This is a genomic window from Rhizobium sp. CIAT894 (genome assembly GCF_000172795.2).
Lineage (GTDB): Bacteria > Pseudomonadota > Alphaproteobacteria > Rhizobiales > Rhizobiaceae > Rhizobium.
In genome coordinates this window covers 111,695-137,119 of record NZ_CP020950.1, presented here as the reverse complement: position 1 = coordinate 137,119, position 25,425 = coordinate 111,695, and the positions used below count along the sequence as shown (strand labels likewise).

The 25,425-nt window shown below is 59.7% G+C and carries 21 protein-coding genes and 2 pseudogenes; 6 read left to right on the top strand and 17 right to left on the bottom strand.

Annotated features, from left to right (window positions below; translation table 11 throughout):
- Positions 1-46: 46 nt before the first annotated feature.
- From sctR to RHEC894_RS24625, 9 genes are all read right to left on the bottom strand, one after another.
- Complete coding sequence (sctR, locus tag RHEC894_RS24665; protein ID WP_008534263.1) at positions 47-700, bottom strand: type III secretion system export apparatus subunit SctR; 654 nt, start codon at positions 698-700, stop codon at positions 47-49.
- Positions 700-1,719 carry a type III secretion system cytoplasmic ring protein SctQ gene (gene sctQ / locus RHEC894_RS24660; protein WP_085739602.1) on the bottom strand — a complete coding sequence of 340 codons (1,020 nt, stop codon included), beginning with the start codon at positions 1,717-1,719 and terminating at the stop codon, positions 700-702. Before sctQ ends, sctR begins: the two co-directional genes overlap by 1 nt.
- On the bottom strand, positions 1,716-3,035 hold the full coding sequence (locus RHEC894_RS24655; RefSeq protein WP_085739601.1) for a FliI/YscN family ATPase: 1,320 nt from the start codon (positions 3,033-3,035) through the stop codon (positions 1,716-1,718). The genes sctQ and RHEC894_RS24655 overlap by 4 nt, the downstream gene beginning before the upstream one ends.
- Entirely contained in the window at positions 3,028-3,591 is a 564-nt protein-coding gene (gene sctL, locus RHEC894_RS24650) for a type III secretion system stator protein SctL (protein ID WP_085739600.1), read from the bottom strand. The genes RHEC894_RS24655 and sctL overlap by 8 nt, the downstream gene beginning before the upstream one ends.
- Positions 3,588-4,217 (bottom strand): hypothetical protein, encoded by a 630-nt coding sequence (locus tag RHEC894_RS24645; RefSeq protein ID WP_085739599.1) that lies wholly within the window; start codon positions 4,215-4,217, stop codon positions 3,588-3,590. The genes sctL and RHEC894_RS24645 overlap by 4 nt, the downstream gene beginning before the upstream one ends.
- A 2-nt stretch (positions 4,218-4,219) precedes the next feature.
- Entirely contained in the window at positions 4,220-5,026 is an 807-nt protein-coding gene (sctJ, locus tag RHEC894_RS24640; protein ID WP_010068576.1) for a type III secretion inner membrane ring lipoprotein SctJ, read from the bottom strand.
- Positions 5,023-5,499 (bottom strand): hypothetical protein, encoded by a 477-nt coding sequence (locus RHEC894_RS24635; protein WP_004672583.1) that lies wholly within the window; start codon positions 5,497-5,499, stop codon positions 5,023-5,025. Before RHEC894_RS24635 ends, sctJ begins: the two co-directional genes overlap by 4 nt.
- 49 nt (positions 5,500-5,548) lie before the next feature.
- Positions 5,549-5,806 (bottom strand): hypothetical protein, encoded by a 258-nt coding sequence (locus tag RHEC894_RS24630; RefSeq protein WP_010068575.1) that lies wholly within the window; start codon positions 5,804-5,806, stop codon positions 5,549-5,551.
- Positions 5,807-6,110: 304 nt separating this feature from the next.
- Positions 6,111-8,651: a hypothetical protein gene (locus RHEC894_RS24625; RefSeq protein ID WP_225881757.1), complete on the bottom strand. Its 2,541-nt coding sequence runs from the start codon at positions 8,649-8,651 to the stop codon at positions 6,111-6,113.
- Positions 8,652-8,676: 25 nt separating this feature from the next.
- On the opposite strand from RHEC894_RS24625, the gene RHEC894_RS33525 reads away from it, so the two are divergent.
- On the top strand, positions 8,677-8,967 hold the full coding sequence (locus tag RHEC894_RS33525; protein ID WP_004672580.1) for a hypothetical protein: 291 nt from the start codon (positions 8,677-8,679) through the stop codon (positions 8,965-8,967).
- Between the two features lie 208 nt (positions 8,968-9,175).
- Here the strand turns inward: RHEC894_RS33525 and RHEC894_RS24620 are convergent, their stop codons facing one another.
- Entirely contained in the window at positions 9,176-11,785 is a 2,610-nt protein-coding gene (locus tag RHEC894_RS24620; RefSeq protein ID WP_085739597.1) for a hypothetical protein, read from the bottom strand.
- Positions 11,786-12,108: 323 nt separating this feature from the next.
- Here RHEC894_RS24620 and RHEC894_RS24615 point away from each other — a divergent pair, with 323 nt between their 5' ends.
- From RHEC894_RS24615 to RHEC894_RS24605, 3 genes and pseudogenes are all read left to right on the top strand, one after another.
- Positions 12,109-12,318 carry a hypothetical protein gene (locus RHEC894_RS24615; protein WP_004672578.1) on the top strand — a complete coding sequence of 70 codons (210 nt, stop codon included), beginning with the start codon at positions 12,109-12,111 and terminating at the stop codon, positions 12,316-12,318.
- Between the two features lie 121 nt (positions 12,319-12,439).
- Positions 12,440-13,028 (top strand): annotated as a pseudogene (locus tag RHEC894_RS24610) (DUF6088 family protein).
- Positions 13,021-14,038, top strand: a pseudogene (locus tag RHEC894_RS24605) (nucleotidyl transferase AbiEii/AbiGii toxin family protein). Before RHEC894_RS24610 ends, RHEC894_RS24605 begins: the two co-directional pseudogenes overlap by 8 nt.
- A gap of 400 nt (positions 14,039-14,438) precedes the next feature.
- On the opposite strand, the gene RHEC894_RS24600 reads toward RHEC894_RS24605, so the two are convergent.
- Positions 14,439-14,768: a hypothetical protein gene (locus tag RHEC894_RS24600; RefSeq protein WP_010068837.1), complete on the bottom strand. Its 330-nt coding sequence runs from the start codon at positions 14,766-14,768 to the stop codon at positions 14,439-14,441.
- Between the two features lie 992 nt (positions 14,769-15,760).
- Here RHEC894_RS24600 and istA point away from each other — a divergent pair.
- Both istA and istB read left to right on the top strand, forming a co-directional pair.
- Positions 15,761-17,236 (top strand): IS21-like element ISRel5 family transposase, encoded by a 1,476-nt coding sequence (gene istA, locus RHEC894_RS24590; protein ID WP_085739690.1) that lies wholly within the window; start codon positions 15,761-15,763, stop codon positions 17,234-17,236.
- The gene (gene istB, locus RHEC894_RS24585) at positions 17,233-18,108 is read left to right on the top strand and encodes an IS21-like element ISRel5 family helper ATPase IstB (RefSeq protein ID WP_164517716.1); all 876 of its coding nucleotides are present in this window, start codon (positions 17,233-17,235) and stop codon (positions 18,106-18,108) included. Before istA ends, istB begins: the two co-directional genes overlap by 4 nt.
- Positions 18,109-18,932: 824 nt before the next feature.
- On the opposite strand, the gene RHEC894_RS24575 is transcribed toward istB, so the two are convergent.
- From RHEC894_RS24575 to RHEC894_RS24540, 6 genes are all read right to left on the bottom strand, one after another.
- The gene (locus tag RHEC894_RS24575) at positions 18,933-21,377 is read right to left on the bottom strand and encodes a glycoside hydrolase family 3 C-terminal domain-containing protein (RefSeq protein WP_004674391.1); all 2,445 of its coding nucleotides are present in this window, start codon (positions 21,375-21,377) and stop codon (positions 18,933-18,935) included.
- Between the two features lie 1,058 nt (positions 21,378-22,435).
- Positions 22,436-22,876, bottom strand: coding sequence for a hypothetical protein (locus RHEC894_RS24560; protein WP_010067432.1), 441 nt, complete (start codon positions 22,874-22,876; stop codon positions 22,436-22,438).
- Between the two features lie 337 nt (positions 22,877-23,213).
- On the bottom strand, positions 23,214-23,621 hold the full coding sequence (locus RHEC894_RS24555; RefSeq protein WP_085739595.1) for a hypothetical protein: 408 nt from the start codon (positions 23,619-23,621) through the stop codon (positions 23,214-23,216).
- 240 nt (positions 23,622-23,861) lie between these two features.
- Positions 23,862-24,098, bottom strand: coding sequence for a hypothetical protein (locus RHEC894_RS24550; protein WP_085739594.1), 237 nt, complete (start codon positions 24,096-24,098; stop codon positions 23,862-23,864).
- A 163-nt stretch (positions 24,099-24,261) separates the two neighbouring features.
- Positions 24,262-24,546 (bottom strand): type II toxin-antitoxin system RelE/ParE family toxin, encoded by a 285-nt coding sequence (locus RHEC894_RS24545; protein WP_085739593.1) that lies wholly within the window; start codon positions 24,544-24,546, stop codon positions 24,262-24,264.
- The gene (locus RHEC894_RS24540) at positions 24,533-24,832 is read right to left on the bottom strand and encodes a type II toxin-antitoxin system RelB/DinJ family antitoxin (RefSeq protein WP_085739592.1); all 300 of its coding nucleotides are present in this window, start codon (positions 24,830-24,832) and stop codon (positions 24,533-24,535) included. Before RHEC894_RS24540 ends, RHEC894_RS24545 begins: the two co-directional genes overlap by 14 nt.
- Between the last annotated feature and the right edge of the window lie 593 nt (positions 24,833-25,425).

Sequence of the window (25,425 nt, the reverse complement as noted above, 5' to 3'; positions counted from 1 at the left end):
GGGCGCGGCAGGCGCTCGAACCGGGGCTTTCGTGAAGGCGCGATGCTCACTGCGCATAGGACAGCACCAGACCTTCCAGCAATCGCCGCCAGCCGTCGATCGAGACGAACAGCAGCAGCTTCAGCGGTGTCGACACCACGGTCGGGGACATCATCTGCATGCCGAGCGCCACCAGAATGGCGGAGACGGCGAAGTCGATCATCAGGAAGGGCAGATAGATCAGAAATCCGATTTCAAAGGCCCGCGTCAGTTCCGAAACGAGGAAGCTCGGCGTCAGCACGGTTATGTCGTCGGAGGCAATGGGAGTTGCCGGCGCGTTTGCCCAGATCTTCTGCGACGCCTGCACGAAAAAGTCGCGCACCTCGGCGTCGGAAAATTTCAGCATGAAATCCTTCAGCGGCGCCGCCACTTTGATCATGCCGTCCGCCATGCCACTGACCGTGCCGAAATCGCCGCTATGGGCGAGCAGCAATTGCCAGCTGTTTTGCAGCACCGGGTTCATCACGAAGGCCGAGAGCACGATGGCAATCGCAAAGACCAGGAGATTCGGCGGCGTCTGCTGGATGCCGATCGCATTGCGCACGATCAGCAGGACGACTGAAATCTTGGTGAAGGAGGTTGCGATCACGGCAATGACCGGCAGCATCGAGATCGCCGCCATTGCCGCGAGGCTCTGGGCAAGAGGAAAGCTCTGTTCCATCAGTCGTGCAGCGCCGTGACGCGAACGGCGCTCCACCCATCCACGGAAATGATTTCGCCCCGTCCGATAATGCGACCCTGGGCGATGATATCGACGGCGTCCGACAATGGCCTGTCGAGGTTGAACACATAGCCCTCGCCGATCGTCTCGAGTGTGCGCAGCGGCAACTCCAGCCGTCCGGCATCGAAGACCAGCTTGATCGGGATGCTGTCGACAGGCGATGGACGCGGCTCGCCCTGCAATTCCTGATCGACGGTGTCATTCGTCATGAAATGCCTCATTGGTCCGGTTGGCGTCGACAGGAGCGGCTCGGTGAGGACCGCGCCTTTGTCCGAGCGCATGCAGGTTGCAAGGTAACGTTCACCCGTGATCGCGATCACGGTTTCCGGCGTCCCCCCATCGATGACGATGCCGTCCCCCAATCGCAGGGATTGGATCTCACCGACCGACAGCACGGCATAACCGCGCCGGATGCTAACGGTCGTCGTCAGGGCATTGAGCGTGCGGCGCGGCAGGCGGCTTGCCCAGCCGACGAGGCCGGCAAGGAAGGTTTCATCGAAATGGCCGCTCAAGGGCAGGCTCATGCCGCTCCAGCCGATTTCGAAGCCGAAATTGCCGCTGAAATCCGGCTGCGGCTCTGCACCGATCTGCAGCAGCGACAGGCTGATGCCGATCTTGTTCTCGATTGCCTCGAAGGCCTCGGTGAACTGATGTTCGACCACCGCCGCCTGTTCATGCGGCGACAGTTTTTCCCAGAGGATCAGCGGTTCAAGCCTTTCGGCCAGCAACCGCAATGCTCCGGCCGAAGCAATCAGCATCTGATCCCGCTCGCCGACGCGGCAGAGAAGACCGACCGGATCGGCGATCCGCGCAGCTGCGATATCGGGGGACAGCGGGCGAACGGAAAGCGTCTGCTCCCGGACCAGAACTTGCCAGGCGGCGCGCATCGTCGTGCCGGAACGGGAAAAGAAGCTCTCGGCCATCGATGAGCGGGGCCATGCGGGCGCGGCGATGTTCATCGGACAAGCTCCTCGAGCGCTTCGACGATCGCGCCGAATGGCTGCGGCTTGCGCTGGCCGTCAAACAAGAAGCGCTGGATGAGCCCGTGTTTGGCGACGGCCTCGTCGACGGCGGCATCGCGCCCCTGGCGATATTCGCCGACGCGGATCAGCAGTTCCACTTCGTCATAGAGGGCCAGCAGGGCGCGCAGCCTGTCGGCTGCCTGGCGATGGCTCTCGCTCACCACTGCGCTCATCGTCCGGCTTCGGCTGGCCAGCACATCGATCGCCGGAAAATTGCCCGCCCTGGCAATCTTGTCGGAGAGCACGATATGGCCGTCCAGCAGCGATCTGGTTTCTTCGGCAATCGGATCGTCTTGCTCTTCGCCTTCGACGAGCACCGTATAGAAAGCCGTCATCATGCCGTTTGCGCTGTTGCCGGCGCGCTCGAAGATTTGCGGCAGGACGGCGAATACGGAAGGCGGAAAGCCGCGCCGCACCGGCGGTTCACCGGCGGCAAGCCCGACTTCGCGCAAGGCGCGGGCCATGCGGGTGACGCTGTCGATGACGAGCAGCACGTGTTTTCCCTGCTCGCGAAAATATTCGGCGATCGCCGTTGCCGTCATCACCGCCTTGAACCGCTCCAGCGCCGGGCGATCGGATGTGGCGACAACCAGCGCCACATTCGAGGGGACGCCTTCCGGCATGTTGCCGGCAACGAATTCGCCGACCTCGCGTCCGCGTTCGCCCACCAGGGCGCAGACGATCACATCGGCCTTGTTGTTGGCGACGATCTGGGACACCAGCGTCGACTTGCCGGCGCCAGGCGCGCCGAAAATACCGATGCGCTGGCCCTGGCCGCAGGTCAGCAATCCGTCCAGGGCGGCAATCCCCGAGGTAAACGGCTGGCGGATGGGGCGCCGCGACAGAGGATCGACCGGCTGGCCATAGAGCGGTTGCAGGAAACGCGCGTCCTCGCCGGCGGGGTTGGCGGAGGGACGCAGGATATTGCCGTGTGCGTCGACGATCGCGCCGAGCAGGAAATTGCCGACGGAGACGGCCGGTTCCCGGCCGGTCGGGACGATTTCCGTGCGCTGGGAGATGCCGCGGGTTTCGCCGTGAAGCGAGAGAAGCGCCGTCTCGCCGTCGATGCCGACGACATCGGCAAGGCCGATGCGACCTCGGCCCGGCTCATGCAGTTCACAAAGCTCGCCGATCCTGACCGAGGGGATGAGCGCCCGCACCAGCAGGCCCGAAACACTCTTTACGCGGCCGCTCTGCCGCCGCACGTCCGTTTGTTCGAGTCTCCGCTCCATCCGAAGCAACGCGTCAACCATGGACGAGGGCCTCGATCACGGTGGCGAGCTGGTCTTTCAAGCCGATCTGGCTGCGTCCCGCCGACGTCTCCAGAATGATCTCGCCGGCAGACATCAGCGGATCCGTCGCGATAGTGATGCGGTGATCGATATCCGCAATTGCCCGGGCGATCATGGCGGCATCGTCGGGGGCGACATGCAGGGCGATCTCCTGGGCCTCAGCGGTCTGGGATATGGCGTGGCGGACCAATCGCCTCGTGCGCTCGTCGGCCTCCATCGATCCGAGGATCAATCCGACCGATTTCAGAACCACCGCCTCGACCCAGCTGTCGAGATTGGCAATTTCCTGTTCGGCTTTTCCGAGTGAGGCGGCAAGCCGTGCGGCGGCATCGCGAACGCCCTGTTCGAACCCGTCGCGATAGCCGTTTTGGGCGGCCTGCTCGCTGGCGGCGGCAAGTGTCGCCTGCGATTGGGCGGCGTCGTGGCGGGCAGCCTCCAGAATTTGCGCCGCCTCTCTGATCTGGCCGAAACTCTCCGCCGGAATGATGCGGTCGTGGCGTGCAAATCCGGAGCTCATCGTCCGGCGCCTTCCTGTGTGGAGGCGACCTCGTCGACGGCGGCCGTCGCCAGGGCGAGCGCTGGGCTCTTCAAGAGGGAAGCCGAGCCGTTTTCGGCCATGTCGCGCCAGCCCGCCCACCGCCATGCCGCAGAGATCCGGTATTCGTCTGCCAGAAGCGCCAGCATCGACCAGCCGTCGGCCTCAACGACATGCCTTGCCTGCTCGCTCAACAGATCGAGCGGCGGCGTTGCCGCGGAAAGATTGATGTGGCCGAGAGCGAATGCGACCGCTTCCTCGCCGTAGGCGGCCCTGAGCCTCGCAAGGGTCGGGCGATCGACCGCGGGGCAGAAGGCTGCGAGATGATAGGCGAAGCCCGCCCGGAGCGCGGCCTTTGCGAGTCCGTCCGCGTCCATGGAAATCAGGCGGCGCGCGCCGTCGGCAAATGTGGCGGGGTCGCCATGGGCTTCTGCGATCTCCGTGAAAAGCCGCCGGTGCAGCCGCGACGACAGGGTAGACCCATCGGCAAGGAGCGGCGCGGTCCCATCCCATCGGGCGGCCGTCAGCATATCCGCGGAAAGCAGCGCTGCCTTGCGGATCCTCGCCGCATCCGAGATCGCCTCGCCGTCCGAACGCGGCGTGCGCATGCTCAGCGCTCCTTCCGCTGCGGCAACAGCAGCAGCAGGCATGCCCCGATGGCGAGGATAATTGCGCCGATCATGGCCAGATTGGGGGCCTTGAAAGCCGAGAGAGCGCTTTGCACCATCGAGAATGGCGCTGCGGCGGGTGCCGGCGTCACGGTTGCCGCCGGGGCCGCCGGCGCGCCGACCTCCGACCAGGGGCTGACCACCACCGAAACATCTTCATATGAGAGGTCGCGGATGCTGTTGACCAGAACGGATCGGCTCTTCATGTCGATCTCGTTGAGATTGGCGCCGGGGCGATATTGCAGCACGGCCGCCGCCCTCGCCTTTTCCTTGATGAGCCCGCGGCCGTTTTCCTCCGGCAGCACCACATGGACGCGCGCCGTCGCCACGCCGTCAAGCCCCGAAAGCGTTTCGGCAAGCTGCTGCTCGATGGCGTAGCTCATCCGGGCTTTTTGTTCGTAAGGCGTCACAAGGAAGCCGTTGCCGGGAAAGAGTTCGGCGACATTTCCGAACGACTGACGCGGCAGACCGGCGCCCGCCAGCAACTCGATCGCCCGGGCATGATCGGCTGTTTCAGCGGCGATCGCATAGGTCCCGCCCTTTTCGCTCTTCATGGTGACGGAGATGCCGGCGCGTTCGAGCAGGACCTGAGCATCCAGCGCATCGCGCTGATCGAGTCCCGTCAGCACGTCCTGGCTGCAGGCGGCGAGGAACAGGCAGAGGGCGAGCATGGCGGCCTTCGGAAGGACTTTGCGCGCGGGCGAAGTGATCGGTGATCTCGCAAGGGCCGATGTGATCATGATATTCACTGGCCCTGCGTCAGCCGTTTGGACGACGACATCACCGACTGGGTGAGCGACGACAGCAGCGTCGTGCCGGTCGCGAATTGCTGTGATTTCTCCAGCCGGTCGATCGATGTCGTGATGTCTTCGATCTTCGGGCCGCTGTGATCCTTGTCCGCGGCAAATCGCACCAGCGGCGTCTCCGGCTGGCCGTTCCCGGCCACCGGCATGAAGAATGCCGACAGCCGGTCGAGAATGCTGGAGGGCCTGGTATTGCCTTCCGGTGAATAGGAGGGCGGGACGGCGTCGGACTCAGGCGCGATCTTGCGGCCCTGGATGTTGGGAATGGAGGTGAGTTCGGTTGGCCGAAGGCCGGCGAAATCCGCCGGCTGCAGCCCGATCCGCTCCGCCACGATCTCCGAGGTCTTCAGCACATTGCCTGTCGATACGCCGTCGACGGGCGGCGTAAAGGCGCGGCCGGTAAGTTCTTCTCCACTCATTGCAATTCCTCAACTCGGTACACGTCAACTGCAAACGATGAACGGGAACCTACTCGTCGCTGCCTTCGTCGATCGCCTCCTTGGCGAAATTGAAAAGCGAATTGTTCAGCATCAGGGTGTTGGAAATCATGCCTGGCAGAAACGCGTCCACGGCAGCGGAGAGAATCTCGCTCTCGCTGTTCGGATCGACCTTTTTCGTCGTGCTGCCTGTGGTGTCCTTGGAACCTGTCTTATCAATCGTCAGTTCCACCGAGACAGGGTTTGCAGGCGCCAGGTTCAGGTCGGAATTCACTGCATCTACGGCCATATGAGCACTTCCATCAAGGAGTTATCAAAATGAATGCATGATTTGATATGGATAAAAAAACGGCCGGTCAATTGTTTAAACTTAACCGATGGTTAATTTTCGGAAATTACAATCGGCTTTGACAACTTTCTCGACCTTTATATTAAAATTGAACGTTTTTATCCATAAAGCGCAGCAGATATCCAGATTGCGCATGAAATTCATACTTAAATTTATTGCTATCAAATATTCACAGGCCCGACCGCCTCTACGCCAACCGGGCCTGTGAGTACCCAGATATTTGGTGTTGCGAAAGCGTCCCGGATCAGCCCACCGCCGTACCGCGGCGCTTCTCGATATCGGCGATGATCGCGTCCCAGTTCTCAGGGGTCAGCTCGCGCTGTTCCGGGTCGCGGGGCGCGGGGGCGACGCCGCCCTTGGCGCCGACGCGCTGACCTGTTTTGGCGTAGATGCCGACCGTGTCGTTGACAGTGCGCTTAAGCATGTCGTTCATCATGTCGGTCTGCTTGTGGAAGGCTTTTTCCTGCTTGATGCTCTGGTAGATGGCAAAGCCCGCCCAGGCCGCCCAGGACACCGCGCCGGCGATCGCGAAGGCGAGCGAGAAGCCGCCGGAGACGAGCGCTACCGTTGCGCCCGTGCGCCCGAGGAAGGTGGAATTCACCAGCATATTGGCAACGCCTGCGATGCCCTCGATCGCGCCGACCGTGTCCGCCGCGGTTCCGATACCCATGAAGATGAGATCGACCGGATCGCCCTTGCCACTGGTGAGCCCCTGCAGGAACTGGTAATATTCCACCGGCAGCCAAGCGACGCCGGCAACGGCGCCAACCGTCGTCGCACCATTCTTGAAAAAGGCGGAGAGCACGCTGCGCTGCGCCCGCGCCAGCTCGTCGGAAACGCCGACGAGTGAACTGATCCCATCCAGCAGCGAAAAATTCGAGGCTTTGATCGCCGAGCCGAGCGCACTGCCCATGTGCGCGAGAGCGCCAAGGGCGTGCAGAACCACGATGCCGATGCTGTCCCAGGTCGGGCTCGTCATGTTGAGGCCGGCATAGATGGAGCGGGATGCGGTAAGCACCGACATCACGCCGGAAGAGAGCGCCGCCTTGTATTTGACAGGATCGACCCCTGCCGGCGCCGCCGTCGCGGTCTTGTCGATCAGCTTGGCAAGGTCGGCCTTGATCGTTTCGACGCTGCCGCCCGGTCGCATCGTCGCCCAAAGCGCGGTGAAGATCGTCGTGAAATTGGTCTTGTATTGCGCCATGGCATCGGCATTGCCCTTGAACAGGGTTTCCGCCAGCGCGTCGAGGCTCGGGGCGATGATCTTCTTGATCGCCTCTTCGGCGGTCTTGCCGTCGACGATGATTGGATCGATCACATCCGTGCCGGGCATCAGCGTCTTCATCAGGCCTGACATGGAAAGTCCCATGTCCTTGAGGCTCGATGTCAGATATTCGCTGTCGATATAGGGCAGATCGAGACTTTGGATGGTCTTGCTCCAGCCATTGTCCTTGGTGGCGAACATGCGCTCGGCGATCCAGGCGTCGCCCCCGCTGCCGGCGAAGAAGCGCCCGCCGTCTGAGCCGTTGGCGGCAATGCCCTTGCCGGCCAGCCCGGTGCCGATCATGATTGCCGCCATGACGTCGTTGAACGAATAGCTGGCGAGATTGCTGGAGGGCAGCGGCGAGACGCTCTTGTCCCACTCGGCATTGGCCGGCAACTTCGAGACCAGGCTGGCGCCCATGACGAGCCCTTCCAGCGCGGTCTGCACCGCATGGCGGTAGCCCAAGACCTCCTTGCCGCCGGGTGCGCTCAGGCGCGACGTCAGGCGCTCCAGATTGCCGGCGAGATCGCCGATGCCGATTTCTCCGGCGCCTACCTTGTCGAGCAGCGGACCGAGAAGCGCCTTGACGTCGGCCTTGAACTGATCGCGCACCTCGGGGCTGTCTGACCCGTAAAACTGGTTGGCCATCGCCTGGATGGTCGGGTTGAACAGGTGGGTGATATTGTTGGGCACGGTGCTGCCGAATTCGGAAGCGGCAACCTTTTTCAAACCGTCGAGGTCGATCTTGAGATCGGGGAACAGGCTCCCGCCGAGCCCGAGCGACTGGTCGAAATCCACAACCGGCAGGATGGAGCCGAGCCCCTTCAGTTCCCGCTCGGTCTTGTTGCCGGCCAGTCCCATGCGGATCAGGCCATCGAGCGCCGTCGTCGGATCGGAGATCGTCGGCAGCACGTTCTTGTCGAAGAATTCGGCATAGGTCTTGTCGGCAATCGCCGAGCGCTGCTTTACGAAATCGTCGGGAAGCACCATGGAATAGAAGCCGAGGGCGGCATTATATTCCTTGAGAATGGTGGTGACGTCCTTGCCGGATTTGAGACCGTCATTCAGCAGGCCGCCATTGACGATGTCGCGCTCAAAGGCATCCTCGACCTTCGTACGCAGGTCCTTCATCTTCTCGTCACGCGTTATCGTGTCGTTGATGATCTCGGAAGCGTCCTTGTTCGTATCGGCCGGCGCCACGCGATAACCGGAGAAGATCAGCTTGAAGGCCTTCAGCGCCTTCTCCGTCATCAGCGAGTTGACGTCGGGGTCCGAGCCCAGGATGGCGATTGACTTGTCGAGATCCTTCAGGATCTCCTGGTCGTTGTAGATGCCGCGCTGGTTGTCGCCGAGGCTGTCCTTGTATTGGCCGAAGGTCGCCTTGGTCTGAAGCAGATCGAGATACATGATCAGTTTCTGCTCGGCAGTGTAATTGTGAGGGTTTTTGACGACGTCGATGCTCTCGAAGGATTTGTCCTTGTCCTTCAGCCCTTCCATGAAGCCCTGATTGATCTCGCTCATGAAATCGGAATTGAACAGGAGATCGATGACCGGCTGGATCGGCGCGGTAGGGCGGGACGTGCCATTCGACGTGGCGGCCAGCGAAACGAACTTCGGACTGCTCGTCTGCGCCGATATAGAGGAGAAAATCGTCAGGGCTGCCGTCGTGGTCCCGTCAGAGGCAAAAGGCGATGCCTTCTTGACCGTGGTGCTCGTGGTTTTGCCCTGGCTCGTGGAATTTTCGGACTTCGGATCGGAATTGGCGTTTAGCCGGAGAAATGAAACCGTATCGATATCCGAAGATGCTGGTGCGATCGATGACATGCGTTCCCTTTGATTTTCTTTTTCCGCTTTTCGCGGATGACGTCGTTTACCTTACGTTAGGCATAAGATCGACCTTTGCGTGATAATTCAAGCCCGATCGCGACATCGCGGTTGCATAAAATGCAGCGGCCTCGCGCCTGGAGATCAAAAATCACATTTTTACCGAGGGGTCGCAGGGTATTTCCCAGGCTGTGGCGGTCATCGTTGCCGCCCCTCTGCCTCTACCAGATGAATGACGGGTCTGGCCAAAATTCGAGATGCACGGACTCGCCGGTGTAGCGTTCAAGCTTCTCGTTCAGCTGCTTTTCCATTTTGTCGAGCTTCTTCACGCCATTGGCCATATCCCACAGACCAAGCGCCAGCCCGACGGCCGAGGCAACGAGGCCGGTGACCAGTCCGGCCGCGGCAAGGCCGGTTTTGGCGGCGCTGCTGAAGATGGTCACGACTTCCGGCGCCACCGTTCCGAGTCCGGAAAAGGCACGGGACATGGCATTGGTCAGATAAAGCATCGCCTCGGAGAAACCGATCAGCGCGTTGCCGGTACCGGCAATGCCGCCGATTATTTCGAGCGCGCCCTTGGCGCGGTCGCCGGCCTTCATCGACCGCGACGCCGAATAGAAGCCGAGGCCGGCCATGGCGAGGCCGCCGGCCGCGCCGAGGATCTTGCCTGCCGCTTCCATCGTCTTCGGCGAGAAGTTCATCGAGATCCCCTTGCCCCAGCTGCCAGGCTGATTGCCGAAGGCGCTGAACGGTTTGCCGGCAACGTCGAGGTTCTTGCCGAGACCTTCCATCGTCATGCCGACGATCTGCGTCGCCGAGCCGACCGCGGCGGCGATATCGGCCGGCGTCCACTTGCCGCCGACGCCGAGGCCGCGCGCCACCAGCACGCTCGACATCGTCAGCATCTGCACGGCGTGCACCAGACCGGCCTTGTACACCTCGGCATCGATGCCGGCAGGTGTCCGGGTCTGGCGCGGCAGATCGAGCGAATCCTTGAAGGAGGCGAGCGCATCGTCGAGCTTCATACCGCCGCGCACCATCCGCAGAACGCCGTCGACGTCGCGCGCTATATCCTGCGCCAGGTTCTGTTTCAGCGTTTCGCCGCCATCGGCCGGGCCGTTTTTGCTGATGAAATCCCCGGCGAACGTAGTTGCCAACTGGCTGATGGCGTCATTCGTCGCCCCGGGCTCGAAGGTGTCATCCGGCCCCGACAGCAGCGGCTCGAGATCGACACCCTGGCCGTCGCCGATATAATGTTCCTTGACGATATTGGCGAAGGTGACGTTCGCGGCGTCGAGATGCGCATCGATATAATCCTGGGGCAGGAGATCGACGAGGGTGTTGAGTTCGGAATAATAATCCTTCAGGGCATCTTCGAAGCTCTTGCCGGCGCTCAGCGCCCGGTCGATCGCCTTGCCGCCGCCGATGTCGATCAGATAGGCGTCCTCGATGTTGGTGAGCAGATCGGAATTCTCCGGTCGCTGCAGATATTCCTTCATGCCGCTCGCGAAGATATCCGAGAGATGCTGCTGCGTCGCCGGATCGGCCGTCAGCTTTTCGATCCGCGCATCGAGGTCCTTGCCGACGCGCTCGCCATCGGGCACGCTGTCGCCATACTGGTTCATATAGCCATTGAACTGCTGTTTGATCTCGATGAGATCGTAGAGCAGCGTCGCCTTCTGTTCCGGCGTCAGCTGGTCGAGGTGGTCCATGTTGTCGGGCGCGACGAAATCCCGGTTCACGTCCTTCACGGCGTCGCCGAGAATGCCGTATTTGAGTTCGTCGAGCTTCTTCAGCGTCGGCTCATAGGCGGTCGACGGAGCGTAGCCGCGCAGCACCTTGCTTTCCAGGATGTCGTTCTCGTCGATCGGGCGCTCCACGACCGGCTCGATGGCATCCGAGCCCGACATGACAAGGTCCATCTTCTTGAGGCTGGATGTCAGATAGTCGCTGTCGATATAGGGCAGATCGAGACTTTGGATGGTCTTGCTCCAGCCATTGTCCTTGGTGGCGAACATGCGCTCGGCGATCCAGGCGTCGCCGCCGCTGCCGGCGAAGAAGCGCCCGCCGTCTGAGCCGTTGGCGGCAATGCCCTTGCCGGCCAGCCCGGTGCCGATCATGATCGCCGCCATGACGTCGTTGAACGAATAGCTGGCGAGATTGTTGGAGGGCAGCGGCGAGACGCTCTTGTCCCACTCGGCATTGGCCGGCAACTTCGAGACCAGGCTGGCGCCCATGACGAGCCCTTCGAGCGCGGTCTGCACCGCGTGGCGGTAACCCCAGACTTCCTTGCCGCCGGGAGCCGCCAACTGCGACGTCAGGCGCTCCAGAAGGCCGCCAAGATCAGCCTGACTGACCTCTCCGGCACCGACCTTGTCGAGCAGCGGACCGAGAAGCGCCTTGACGTCGGCCTTGAACTGATCGCGCACCTCGGGGCTGTCTCCCCCGTAAAGCTGGTTGGCCATCGCCTGGATGGTCGGGTTGAACAGGTGGGTGATATTGTTGGGCACGGTGCTGCCGAATTCGGAAGCGGCAACCTTCTTCAAGCCGTCCAGGTCGATCTTGAGATCGTTGCCCGGGTCGGTTTCGGGCGTGCTCACCTTTGCATCGACCAGGATCGCGGTGGCGCCGCTTTTGCTCTGGGTAAACCCGACGAAGCCCCGCGCAGCGGAGATGTCGAGTGCCTGCCCGTTACCGCTCGGCGCGATCTTTCGTATTTCGCCGGCGTCGATGGTTTTTGTCGATGCAGAACGGCCAGTCACGTCTTTCTGGCCGAGGTCCACGACCAGGGTTTCGACCTCTTTCGATCCGCTGCCAACACGTTCCAACATGATTTCGTCACTCCTGATCGACGGCCGCACCCTGAACGGAGGCCCGGAAAGCCTCGTTAGGTCAGAAGTTTTTCAGTGATATGACAAATGGGTGCTATCGGAGCGGCAAAATTGAACCATTGACCCCCACATAGCGCTTCCAAATTATACCGCAGTACAAATGCTGGTGACACCGCAGTCGCCAAGGTGCGGCGCAATAGAGCACGGTCCCGTAGGGAATGCGCTCACGAGACAGATCGAAGTCGGTCCTCGGGCTCGGTTTTCAGACTGCATTGTCCGGCAAATCGGTATAAGCCGTCCTCTCGAACAAATCAGGAGACAACATGGAAACCGTGGAAATCAGCAGCCGCAGCGACTTCGGCCTTTGGGCAATTGAGCGGGCGCGGGAAATCGTAACGTCCGAGGGAACTGCTTTTGCGATGGCCGCTCGCGATATGGACGACGAGGCGCTTGCAAACGCTGCAGCCGCGCTAGGCAAGGCCATCAGCGATGCGATGGTGGAAGTGTTTGACGGCCTGATAGATGAATCGTGATTGTGAAGAGACAGCGGGTCACTGACCGATAAAAATTGGTCAGCACCGTCCGGGCTCGCCGTCTTCCCCTCTCATTGCAAACTGTCAGAAACTTGCATATATTTCTGACAAGAGAAATGCCATGCAAAAGCTGACATCGCAAATCATGGGACATGCTGAACGACTGCCGGAAGGATCCGCGCTTTCGGCAAAGAGCTTTTTGCATCTCGGAAATCGAGCCGCCCTGGATCGGGCTCTGTCGCGCCTGGCCGAGCGTGGCGAGCTCGTCCGGGCGGGCCGTGGTATCTATATGCGGCCCGTCAAAAGTCGCTTTGGCAGTCGGCCGCCGACGGTCGAACAGGCCGTAGAGGCGGTGGCGCAGCAGCGCGGTGAGGTCATCGTCTCGAATGGCGCCGCCGCGGCAAATGCCCTGGGCCTGACCTCCCAGGTCCCGGTCCGCTCCGTCTACCTGACATCCGGCCGTAGCCGGACGATGACCCTTGGACAGCAGACGGTCGAGCTCAAGCACGTGCCGCGCTGGCAATTGGCCTTGGCAGCCTGCTGGCGTGGCGGTCCGCGCACTTGCATGGCTTGGGCCGGAGAGGGTCGATGAAGCACTGTCGCGGATCAAGCGAAAGCTGCCGCCAGACGCGTTCGGCGAGCTGGTGGCGGCGGCTCCGCAGTTTCCGACCTGGCTTGCAAGAAGCGTAGGAAAGGCTGCGCATCGCTGATCTGTTTCTGACCTTGTCAAAGGATAACCGACGCGAAGCCTTGGCGGTGGCGGCCGACCGCACCGGACGGCCCATTCATCTCCTCGAAAAGGATGTCTGGGTCGTCTGGACGCTGCAGACGCTCTTTTCGTCCAAGCTCGGTGAGCATCTCGTCTTCAAGGGCGGCACTTCGCTTTCGAAAGCCTACGGTGTCATCAAAAGGTTCTCCGAGGATGTCGACCTGACCTACGATATCCGCGCCCTGGCGCCGGACTTGGTTGGCGGCAATGACGAAGCACTGCCGAAACCCGCAGCGAGGAGAAACACTGGACCAGCGAGGTGCGAAAGCGGCTTCCGGTCTGGGTGGCGGGCTCGGTGGAGCCGGTTATGGCGCGTTGCGCGTTCAATCTCTTCCGGCGGCAATCCGCCTCGAGGACGATACGCTCTACCTCGACTATGAAGCGGTGAGCAGCGGATCCGGCTATGTCGCCCCGAGCGTCATGCTCGAATTCGGAGCGCGGTCGACCGGCGAGCCGGCCAGTATCCGCGATATCGACTGTGACGCGTCGGGCCAGGTTGATGGTGTCGAATTTCCGAAAGCGAGTCCCCGCGTCATGCACGCGGAGCGGACGTTCTGGGAGAAAGCGACCGCCATCCATGTCTTCTGCCTGCAGGAGCGCCTTCGCGGCGATCGTTTTGCCCGCCACTGGCATGATGTCGTCCGGCTGGACGATGCTGGTTTCGCCGACAAAGCATCCGCGGATCGGCAACTCGCCAATGCCGTGGCGAAACACAAATCCATGTTTTTTGCGGAAAAGGCGGCCGACCGCTCGCCCATCGACTACGCCGCAGCCGTCAACGGCAATCTGGTTCTGACGCCATCCGGAGAAGGTGTGCGTGCGCTCGGCGAGGATTACGCGCGCATGGTCGACGACGGCCTGCTGCTCGGCGATTCCGAGCCGTTCGAGCACCTGATCGAGCGATGCACGCAAATTCAGGCGCATGCCAACAAAAGCGACGCGTCAAAATAAGCAATTGCCGGCCCACAGCCGCACCTGCCCATTACTGTGAGTGCCCTGTCACCGACGCGGTTTGGCTTCGCGCCAATTATTAGGCGTTTGCTCGTGGCAGGCACCCTTGATGTGATGAGAGTGAAGCTCGGACCCGGTTATTCCGGCTCCGGCCTCGGCGAGGATGTGGCCAAATACCGCACGGGTGCGGGTTCGTTTGAGGAAAGTTGCGCCACGTAAAATGAAGATCCGGTGTGTTTGTAGTGAACGCATTCTAATTCCCAATTTCAATCTCGCCGGAAGCCCGAGCAAGCTCAAAATCGCTGACGCGAGAATCGACGCGGATGTTCCACTTGCCGCAACGGCACGTTCTCGCGCCAAGTGCCGTCCTCCCACTGGCGCGCCGCACGCTTGATTGGCTCTATTCCCGCAGGGGGGTCGACAAGACGAAGGTCACTTCCTTGGCGTCCAGCGGATCGACGTCGCCTTTCATCAGGAAGGCCGCAATCTCGACAGGGCCAGCCCGGGCGTGACGATGATTTTTGCCATCGCCTTGTCTGAATGAAGATGTGTCGAAGCCGGCTGTGCTGCCGCAGCGATAGGCGCGCGGTGGCGGCGTGAATCGCCAAGTTGCCGCAACGGCCAGCACGAGGAACTCGACCAACGTCTCGGCGGCGAGATAGCGGAAGGTGCATTCCGGTAAACCACGGCGATCGAAACTTAAATCCGTCGCAATCTTCTCGACACTCACGTAGCATGAGCCTCGCGAACAAACGCCGCCACGCCACTATGGCAATTTCACTTCTCCTCCTCGGGATGAAATGGGACCATTCCTGAGGCGCTCTATTCCATCTCGAATACGGAGGATCCGGCATGCCTACGGTGTTGTTCAGACACGACCTCGCTTAACGATGTACTGAAGAGTGCAGTCTACACGAAGCATGTTGCAGGCAGTGCTATGAAGTGTTCGCGGAAGATGGTTCGAGGTCTCGTCGGACGCTCTGTCGCGGCGAGCGCGGGACGTGTCTGATGCCCTCGATTTCAGTGAAGAACCATATTTCACGTGTTGCCCACCTGCCGACAACTTCCACCATCGCAAAAATGTACGTCCGCCTACCGAAGCTGAACGCTAACGATCCCCAAATGAGCTCAAAGATCACCTGTCGGCGGCAGCGGCGGAATTGGACTGATGAGGTGAGGGCACAGATTCTTGCCCACAACGTTCTTCAACTCGGCCCAATCCGGCGATATGTTCCCTCATCCTGGTTTCAGGCATGCCTTCAAGGCCCTGTCGGCTCGACACTTGGATTTTACAGGCGCCTGGCTGCTGGCCGACTGCCGCGCCCATTCCGTGATGATAAAAGTATTGTGCCGTGTTGGGTTCTTCACAAATATGTCCAGCACCCGACGTAGTTCTCTGCTCGGAAGCGGTTGAGGTCTGCGCCTTGACGCCGAAGATGGCCCTCTACAAGTTGGGTGACAATGTCCCGAGAGTTCTGCTCGCATTGGTTAGACGGGCAGGCTGGCTCTTTTATGCGTAGCGGCGATCTCGATGAGATTCAGCGTCAATCAGGATGAGACTCGCGCCGGGGTGTGACGGAGTGAGGGCGTAGCCCGATCGTAGTCATACCCCGGCGTGGCGCAGATTTTCGGCGTCTCATGATCGCGGTCGGTCCGGTACATTTGCGGTTTTCTGGATTGGAGAACCAGTTTGTGCCGGGTCGCCATTTAACCGATCATCAGATGAGACTCTTCATGAAGTACCGACAAACGCATTCCGTAGAGGTCGCCGCGTCAAAAGCGTCGATCAGCCGAGCCACGGCATACCGCCTCGACAAGGAGGTACAACTGCCTTCTCAGAGCAAAGCGCCGCGCGGACGCCGCCGCCCTGATCCCTTAGAGCTGATATTCGAGACCGAAGTCGTCCCGCTCCTGAAGGCCGCACCCGGTATCCGTGCCGTCGCTGTCTACAACGAGATGCTGCGCCGACATCCAGAACTCTCTGAAGGTATCCGCCGCACGCTTGAACGACGCATTCGGTCGTGGCGTGCTGTCCATGGCGAAGCGCAGGGGGTCATCTTCCGCCAAACGCACGAGCCAGGCCGGTTGGGCCTTTCGGATTTTACCGACGCCAGCGGTCTTGGTGTGACCATCGCCGGCCAGCCGCTTGATCACCTGTTCTATCACTTCCGGCTTGTCTGGTCGGGCTTCGAACATGCCCATGTCATTCTCGGCGGCGAAAGCTTTGTCGCGCTGGCTGAAGGGCTTCAAAATGCCCTGTGGTCCGTGGGAGGTACGCCGCTTTATCATCGAAGCGACAGCCTGTCGGCGGCATTCCGCAACCTCGACGCCGATGCCAAGGTCGATCTCACCCACCGATACGATCAGCTTTGCTCCCATTATCGAATGACGCCGACGCGCAACAACAAAGGCGTCGCGCATGAGTACGGCTCTATCGAAAGCTCCCATGGCCATCTCAAGAACTCTGTTCATGACGCCCTGCTGATGCGGGGGGCCAAGGAATTCGACGACCTCAGTTCTTACCGCGCCTTTGTCGATGACATCGTCAGCCGTCGCAACGCTGCCCATGGCAAGCGCATTGATGCTGAGCGATCCCATCTGCAGGCGCTGCCCGAGCGCCGGACCACGGACTTCGAAGAGATTGTCGTTACGGTGTCCCGGACGGGCGGCTTCACCTTGCGCAAGATCTTCTACACCGTGCCATCCCGCCTGATCGGCCACAGGTTAAGAGTTCGCCTGTTCGACGATCGGGTGGATGTCTTTGTCGGCGGTACGCATCTGATGACGTTGCGCCGAGGACGCGGCCATCCCGACGGCCGACACGACCAGGTCGTCAACTACCACCACGTCATCCATTCCCTGCGCAAAAAGCCGATGGCGCTCCGCGGCCTCGTTTATCGCGACAAGCTCTTCCCGCGTCAGGAATATCGCAAGGCCTTCGAAGCCCTCATCGAGCATCTTCCCGACAAGCAGGCTTGCAAGATCACCGTCGAACTCCTGGCGCTCGCGCATGACCGTGGTTGCGAACGCGAACTTGCCGAAGAATTGGCCAGGATACTCGATGCTGGTGACTTACCCAATCTGGCTACCATGCGAGCGCTCTTCGGTCCGGATCCAGCCAAGCTGCCGACCGTTCATGTGCAACTCGCATCGCTCAACGGTTATGAGGCCCTGATCGGGACGGGAGAAGCGGCATGAAGAACGCCCACGTTATCGATGAAGCACGCCTCGGCATCATGCTCAACGAGCTCCGGCTGCCGACGATCAAAATGCTGTGGCCACGATTTGCCGAAGAGGCGGACCGGGAAGGATGGCCGGCAGCTCGCTTCCTGTCGGCTATTGCCGAGCACGAGCTGGCAGAGCGTGCCAATCGCAGGATTGAACGGCATCTCGCCGAAGCGCACCTGCCGCCCGGAAAGACCTTAGACAGCTTCGCCTTTGACGCCGGACCCATGATCTCGAAGGCGCAGGTCATGGCAATCACCGCCGGCGACAGCTGGCTTGCCAAGGGAGCTAACATCCTCATGTTCGGTCCGCCCGGCGGAGGAAAGAGCCATCTTGCTGCTGCCATCGGCCTTGCGCTGATCGAGAACGGATGGCGGGTCCTGTTCACCCGGACCACCGATCTTGTGCAGAAGCTTCAGGTCGCCCGAAGGGAACTGCAGCTTGAGTCTGCCATCGACAAACTCAACAAGTACGACTTGCTCATCCTCGATGACCTCGCCTACGTCACCAAGGACCAGGCGGAAACAAGCGTGCTATTCGAGCTGATCTCGGCACGATACGAGCACCGGTCGATCCTGATCACCGCCAACCAGCCGTTCGGAGAGTGGAACCGGGTCTTTCCCGACCCTGCCATGACACTCGCAGCAGTCGACCGGCTCGTGCACCATGCCACGATCTTCGAGATGAACGTCGAAAGCTATCGCCGCAGAACTGCGCTTGAGGAAAAACGCCAGCGCGGCCGACCGGCCTCGTTTGCGACAATCAGGACATCAACGCTGTCTGTCGCGGAGCGGCAATCAGAAAACGACGAAGACTTGTCAGCGGCAATCAGCATGATAATTTGATCCCGACCGCGACCTAAGAATCTCATCCAGATTGTCGCAAGCGTCTCATCCTGATTGCCGCGCTATACTTTTAGCTATTTTGCATCGATGGGCAGGCTCAAGGTTCTCTTGGAAGTCAGCATTTAGCTGCCTCACCATGGCGTTGAATAGGCTGAGTCGACCAAAGTGCTGCGCCCATTACAGAAGATTGCGATGAGGCATCAGCGTCCTTCAGCAATCTTGCCAAAGAATGCAGGCTTGCGAGATCGACGTGCGGGACCGCCAGGCTGCGCCAACAACCACTCATTGATCGGTCGAACATCCACGATGGGACCTCAAGAAGTCGACCAGAAGAAGAACCAGAAAGGCTGCAGCGGAAATATGCTTCCCTTTGGACACCGCCTCATGCACGTGAACGGGTTGCCCGGACCAGGGATGCGATACAAAAGCTCGCGAACCTCGGTCCCGTGGGTGTTCTGTCGTCGTGTTGTACAACCATTTCCGGCCGCACTCATCGCTCGGATACCAGACCCCGGCCGAGGCTCTAATCGCCGCCGGATGAAAATTCAGTGGCAGGTCACTTCTTCCATCCCTTGGTGTCCACCTATTTTGGTGGACACCTCATGCCAAAGCTCACTCAATTGCAGAAGGTGCGGGGAAAATCGCGCTTACGATCGTTCAGAAAACATTGCCTGTTTTTGGAGGCGCAGGCGGTGTTTCGCCATGCCATTAACCAAGTACCGGTTTTGAGGCATTCTCTCACTCAACTCACCCAGCTTCACCGCCAAAACCGCATACGTTGGAACTCAACCACTGCCCAATGTGGTCATTGATTTGCGGCCCATTCAGAGCGCCAAGACAGCGCCCTTTTGCGTGACAGTTAAACTCAAACGGATGTCGGTGGCCGAGAACCCAGCCATCACTGCAAATTCCCCCGCCTCTATCCGCCAACGCCGCTCGGTCGTGTCGAAGAAGGCAAATGTTCGGGCGTCAAGTATGAAACGCAACCTTCGTTTCTCACCGGGTTCCAGGGCAATTTTCGAGAAGGCTTTCAGCTCTTTAACCGGTCTGGGTATAGATGCTTCAACATCGCCGACATAGATTTGCACCACTGCCGAACCTGGCCGCTCGCTGATGTTGGTCAATTCCAGTGTCACTGTCACCGCGCCGGCAGCGTCTGGTAGCCCTACCGTCAGGTCCGACATCGCAAAGCTTGAATAACCGAGACCATGACCGAACGGGAACAGCGGCTTAATGCCGTGGCGGTCGTAGTGCCGATAACCGACGAACACACCTTCGTCATATCGCACATGGCCGTCCTTACCTGGATAGACCGCGTCATCCTCAGTATGTGTGGGGTTGTCAGCCCAGCGCACGGGGAAGGTCTGTGCCAGTCGGCCCGAGGGCTCGGCCTTGCCGAGGAGCACATCGGCGATCGCGTTGCCAGCCTCCTGTCCGGGATACCAGCATTGCAGTACTGCACGAGCACCGGAAAGCCAGGGCATTTCCACCGGTCCACCGGTTTGTAGTACGACGATCGTGTTCGGATTGGCCGCAATTACCGCCTCAACAAGCTGGTTCTGCAGACCGGGAAGTGCAATACCGCGAAGATCGGAGCCCTCGGTATCCCAGTCGCCCGTTCTGCCCACGAAGACTACCGCATGATCAGCCTTTGCCGCGACGGCTGCTGCCTCGGCAATCTCCGCTTCGGCCGAAAATCTGCCTATTCCTACCCGAATTGCGGCGATATAGAGGTTGACGTGGTCGTGCCGGGCGTACTCGGCGACGACCTCGTATGTACGGCCGGCTTCGAGCGTGATTTCACCCACGACCTCTTCGCAGCCTTCTTCAAAGAATGTGGTACCACGTATCCAGGAAGCCCAAGCGTCCACCACAAGTCTGCCGTCCACATAGACCCGGCCAAGCCCGGCCGAGGTTAGTCCGACGCGATAGACGCCGGCTTCCGAGGCTGTGAAGATGGTGCGCATTCTAGCCGAAAAGCGAAGGGGATCGACAAAGCCCTCGGCCACGGGGGGCAACCATACACCAAGGCTCGACGGTTCCTCGACGACCTTCACCGGTTCGCCAGCTAGCTCCCTTCCTTGGAAAAACTCGAAGGTTGTGGGGTTTTCGATTAGCGGCTGAAACCGATAATTGTTGCAACCCTGAGCGTAGCACAGATTCTCCTCACCCAGCGCGTCCACCAGCCCCTGCCACGGACTGATGACATAGTGAGGGTTCAACTGCGCCGAGCCGCCTCCCATCACCTGCGCGACCTTGGCATTGGGTCCAATGATGGCGACCATACCTTGCTGAGCCAATGGCAGGATCCCGTCATTCTGTAGCAGAACTGCGCTTTCCGCTCCCGCGCGCCTGATCAATGCCCTATGTTTCGGTTGATCAATGGCGTACTCCTTAAACTCGCGATGATCGTTGATAGCGCCGGTGCGTTCCATCAAAGTCAGGATATTGCGCACACAGGCGCGGATCGTCTCGACACTAACCTCGCCGCCTTCGACCGCAGCCAGTAGCTTGGAGCCGCGATCGCGAGTCGGGCCCGGCATCTCCAGATCCAGCCCGGCATTCACGGTGGGTGCGGTCGAACGCGAGCCGAACCAGTCCGACATCACCACGCCGTTAAAACCCCAGTCACCGCGCAGAACCTCGTTCAACAGCCAATGGCTTTCCGCCGTGTAAGTACCGTTTAGCTTGTTATACGAAGACATCACGGCCCAGACCTTTGCCCGCTTCACCGCCGTCTCAAAGGGTATCAGGTAGACTTCGCGCAGCGTGCGTTCATCGATATCTGAAGAGATGGTTGTACGTTCAATCTCGGACTCGTTGCCGACGAAATGTTTTATCGTGGCACCGACTTTCGTGGACTGCAGACCTTCGATATAGCCGACTGCAAGTTCCGCCGTCAGGATCGGATCCTCAGAGAAGCACTCAAAGTTGCGGCCGTTTGTGACGCTACGCTGGATGTTAACGGTGGGGGCTAACGAGACGTGGGCACCTTTTGAAAGAACCTCGTCACCTAGGGCACTGCCGATTTCCTTGGCTAGATCCGGGTTCCAACTCGCTCCGATGGCGATGCCCACCGGGAAAGCCGCTGCAGTCACACCTCCTACAAAAGACCCCGCCCCGCGGGCGCCGTTGGGGCCGTCGGTCAAGCGCAATCTCCCTATCCCTAGGCGGTCGATGGGCGGTAAAGACCAGAACGTATCGCCGGAAAGTAGCGAGACCTGCTCCGCCAAGGTCATATTATCGAGCAATGCTTTCTTATCAATCATCTTCTCTGCTTCTTGAATCTCAATACTTACCTGTCCCAGATCAACATCTCGAGATGCATATCGGGGAAGCTGGTGATCTCGGCGCCATGGAGCCGTCCATCCATAAAAAGGACGCCCGTTTGTTCATCAAGGCGTCGCGTCCCGCCGTCGCGAGGACGACGACATGTTCGAAGCCTTCACATAGCCGAGATGCGGTCACCGCTTTCCATTGAAAACAAGGAACATCGCGGCAATCGATTTCAGCAGTGAAAGTTGTGCCGGCTGCGGCAGCGCCGGTTCTGTTACGGAGTTATTCCTCCGCAAGTTTGTGAGACAGTTTGAACCTTAGCAAGCTTTATCAGACAATCTGTTGACAGACAACCTCGGTCGCGCAGCTTTCGTGTCGTCATTGATGATTCGATGCTTCCCTCGGAGGCGGATCCCGATTGATGAAGTTTCTTCACCGCCTATGGACAAGGATCGACCACAATGGACAGGCTGTTGTCCCGTTTCCGGCTACAGAGTAATCATTTTCGTACTGTCTTTCATAATCAGCATTTGCGCGGTGGGGTTTTCGGGGCACTACGCCGCGGGTCTCCTACAAGGCCGCCTGGAGACCTCGAGCGAGGTGATGCAGGCGCTCTCGGGTTTTCGTGACGTCTCCGCCTCGTCCGTCTGCATCGCCCTCACGCCGTGCTTGAATCCTCCCTACATATGCAGGCATTCCCGGTTGATATCGATCCAGATTGTCTGAGAGCTACCAGTATTCGTTGATCCTGCCGTTATAGCTTTGCCTGCTCGTCTGCACAAATTTAGATATCGAGAGATCAAAAACGGGCGCCTGGAGGAGAGCCGTGGCAGTACCGCATTCGTACCGGCTGGTCGTGTCAGACAGCCGAAGACTTGCGGATTCTCTACCATCATGGATGGCCTCGGCTCAGAGAGGGATCGGAGGCTGTCACGTATTTTTTTCCGCTTTCGGCATGTTAAAGGATGCCAGGCGATCTTGCTGCCAATTATTTTTCTGGCTGCGAGCGACCGCTTTCTGCCGGCACTCAAATTCCCCTGGTGAAGCAGGGCTATCGCATATGAGCGATGATAGAGATCGTGCCGGTTTCGCCGCCCTTGCGCTCCGTGTCGCAGATCAGCATGAGCGCGTAATCGGGATGCTGCAGTTCGCAGTCTTCGATCGAGGTGCCGCCACGAAACTTCGTGAGCGTAACGACCGACGAGAAGATCAGCAGCCGTTCATTCGCAAGCAGCCGTCTCTGCCCAAGCCGGACGAACCCGTTCATGACGGCAGGCCGGATCAAGGCAGCCGGAAGGCTTTCCGCGCAGTGCTCGCAGATCGGCACCAGTTGGCCGCTCCTCAAAGCAAACACGCTGTGGAATCGATCGACGATGAAGCGCTCGATGTTCTCCGTCCGACCACCAAGCGACCCGATGAAGGCAAAGGTGCCAAGCTGTGCCCAGGGCTCCTTCAGCACATCGCTCTCGATGGAGAGGTCGGCACCACTCATCAGGCTCGAGGGTCCGACGACGATACCAGCCGACCGGGTCTGGGCGCCGCAACCGGGGCAATCCACGGAGACCGGGACCCTGTACCATTCCTTCGTCAGTAGGGATCGATTGCTGGTCAGGCGAGCACCCAGTTGCTGGTTGGTAGCCGATAGATGTCGGCGCGGAACCGAGGGCGAACGCGCATCGGGAATCCCACTCGGCGGGCCACCTTTCAGTGATACACTTACACTATCGTATAATTTTTTATCAACAAGATGCGGGCAGTTCTACGCCAAAAAGCCGGCGTTTGGAGTAAGCGATGTTCTCGCCCACCTCATTCCCATTTTGCATATGGTCTCAGCACTGGACCTGCGCGTTTATCTTGCTCGCCGCGCGTCTGAATGCGTGCAGCAAAAATGAATGAAGCATGTCGTAGTCTGCTTCCTCATAACATCCATCGCGCGGTTCTTGTTTAAACTCCAGTTCGAACTGGACCGAATGGTGAATCCTCAAGCGTTTCCGGAGGATATCACTGCTGAACTCACCGAGAGAATCGTAATATTGACCGTTGTGCTCGACGACGAGGTGATACCAGGTCCGGTCCGACCGGTAGCCTTTGCGACAGGCCACAGCGAGATTTGTTTCCACGCCATTTTCAGCCAAAACATCATGGAGCGCTGCAGCGAATGGGGCGCAGGTCTCGGTTTGAGCTGCCTTGCGCTCAATCCCGATCTTGGCCGTCTTTATAAGCTGCAAAATGTCCATTGGCCCCAGGTCTGGGCTGCAAGTTCCGGCTCAAATATCCATCATGAAGCGGGGATGCAATGTGAGCACTGTTTCCTAACCGGTAGCAAAGAGGACTGTTGGACAGCGAAAGAAGAATGAGTTAGCAACGGTCAGGGCGTCCGCGCGGAGAAGCAGGCGCAGCAGGCAGGCGAAAGCCCCGGTCGACAGCCTCGCAAGAGGAGTAAGCCGATCCCCAGCCAAGGTAGCGCTTGGCACGCCCTAACGATTGTCGGTGTGCGATTGCAAAGATTTCAGGCGCTCCGCTTCGGCTATCGCGGCTGCTTTGGTTTTGAAGGGGCCGATATCATGCTCTTCAGTGTCGGGCAGCCATTCCGCGAGGAACCACCACCCGCCTGGGCGGTAGCTGACACTGCTTCTCACCGAGCCAACGCCCTTGGCGAAGAACCAGCCAGTGTCGATTCCATCCTCTTTCCACGAGATGCTTTGATCTGTCACGGCACACTCCAAGCTCGTTCTTTTGTCGGGGATATTTTATCGGCTCGATATGACCTCGGCAATAAATTCGTCGTCAGCAATGCCATAGCGCCTCGGTCGCGGTGGTTGCCGAAACGGCCTATCAAGGAAGCCACTTCAGGGAGGTGACCAGGAGCGAATTTCCTCAATTTTGCGGTGGCCATTGTTGGGCGGCGTGCAGCACACGCAGGATACGCACCGTGTAGGGATCTTCCGTGTATACAACGATGTAGTTTGCCCGCACGATCATTTCCCGCGTACCTTCGACACGACCGGACCGGTAAAGTCGGGGGTGCTCCGGCAGCTTTGCGGCTTTGGTCTCGATATCATCTTTCAACCTTTGCGCGGCGTCGGGATTGTCGTCAGAGATGTAGTCGATAATCGCCAGTAGATCGGCTCGAGCTGTTTCCAACCATTCAAGCTCGGGCACGGCGCTTCCTGTCGATCAATGCTTGTGCCTCGTCCATGACCTGTCGATGCGGCACGCTTGGTCGAGTATCGGCCAGAGCCTCGCGCACCTTGGCACGGAACCATTCGTCGTGGGCTTCCGGGTCGGTCGTCAGGCCGGCCGGTAAGCCGCCCTCCTTGGCGACGCGGGTCAGGAAGATCCGCACGGCATCCGAGACGGACAATCCGAAATTGGCGAGCGTTTCGGTGGCGTCGGCCTTGAGCTTGTCGTCTACTCGAATGTGCAGCATGGATGTGTGTGCGGCCATCGCAGTTTCTCCTGATCTCAATGTTTACGCAATTATGTATCTCAATTGAGATATATTCAAGGGTCTTTCTATCCCTGCCTTCGTTCCAGTGGGGTGGCGCCGCAACGACATCGTCGCCGATCCGGCGTATCGCTCGTTGCTCTTATCACGCAAACACGTAGACGCTGATTCACCCATTCGCCGATATCACGTTTGAGAAAATGAGCCGAGCGCCTGGTCGCCGGTAACCCCATATGCCGGACCGCATAAATCGGCATTTGCACACGCACCGATTCACATCTTCACTCATTGTCGCATTCGCCGATTGGCTCGCCCGCGCCATAACCTATTCGTTCATCCACCAAGTCACGGAAGCGCTGATCCGCTCATTCCCCCTTTCGCCAAAGAGGCCAAGCGCTTAATCGGCTGCGCCGAAGTGCGAAGTCGAAAGGCAGCGTACCGACGCGCGGCCGGCGGTCCATTGCTTTGCGATGAGCCCCCTCCTACCAAGCGCATCTCCATATCATTGCGACTTCCCTCTCCACCGATGATGTGTGCAAAGAACAAGGAGAACGGCATCGATCGCGCTTCGATGACAATCGCCCATCGGGCGA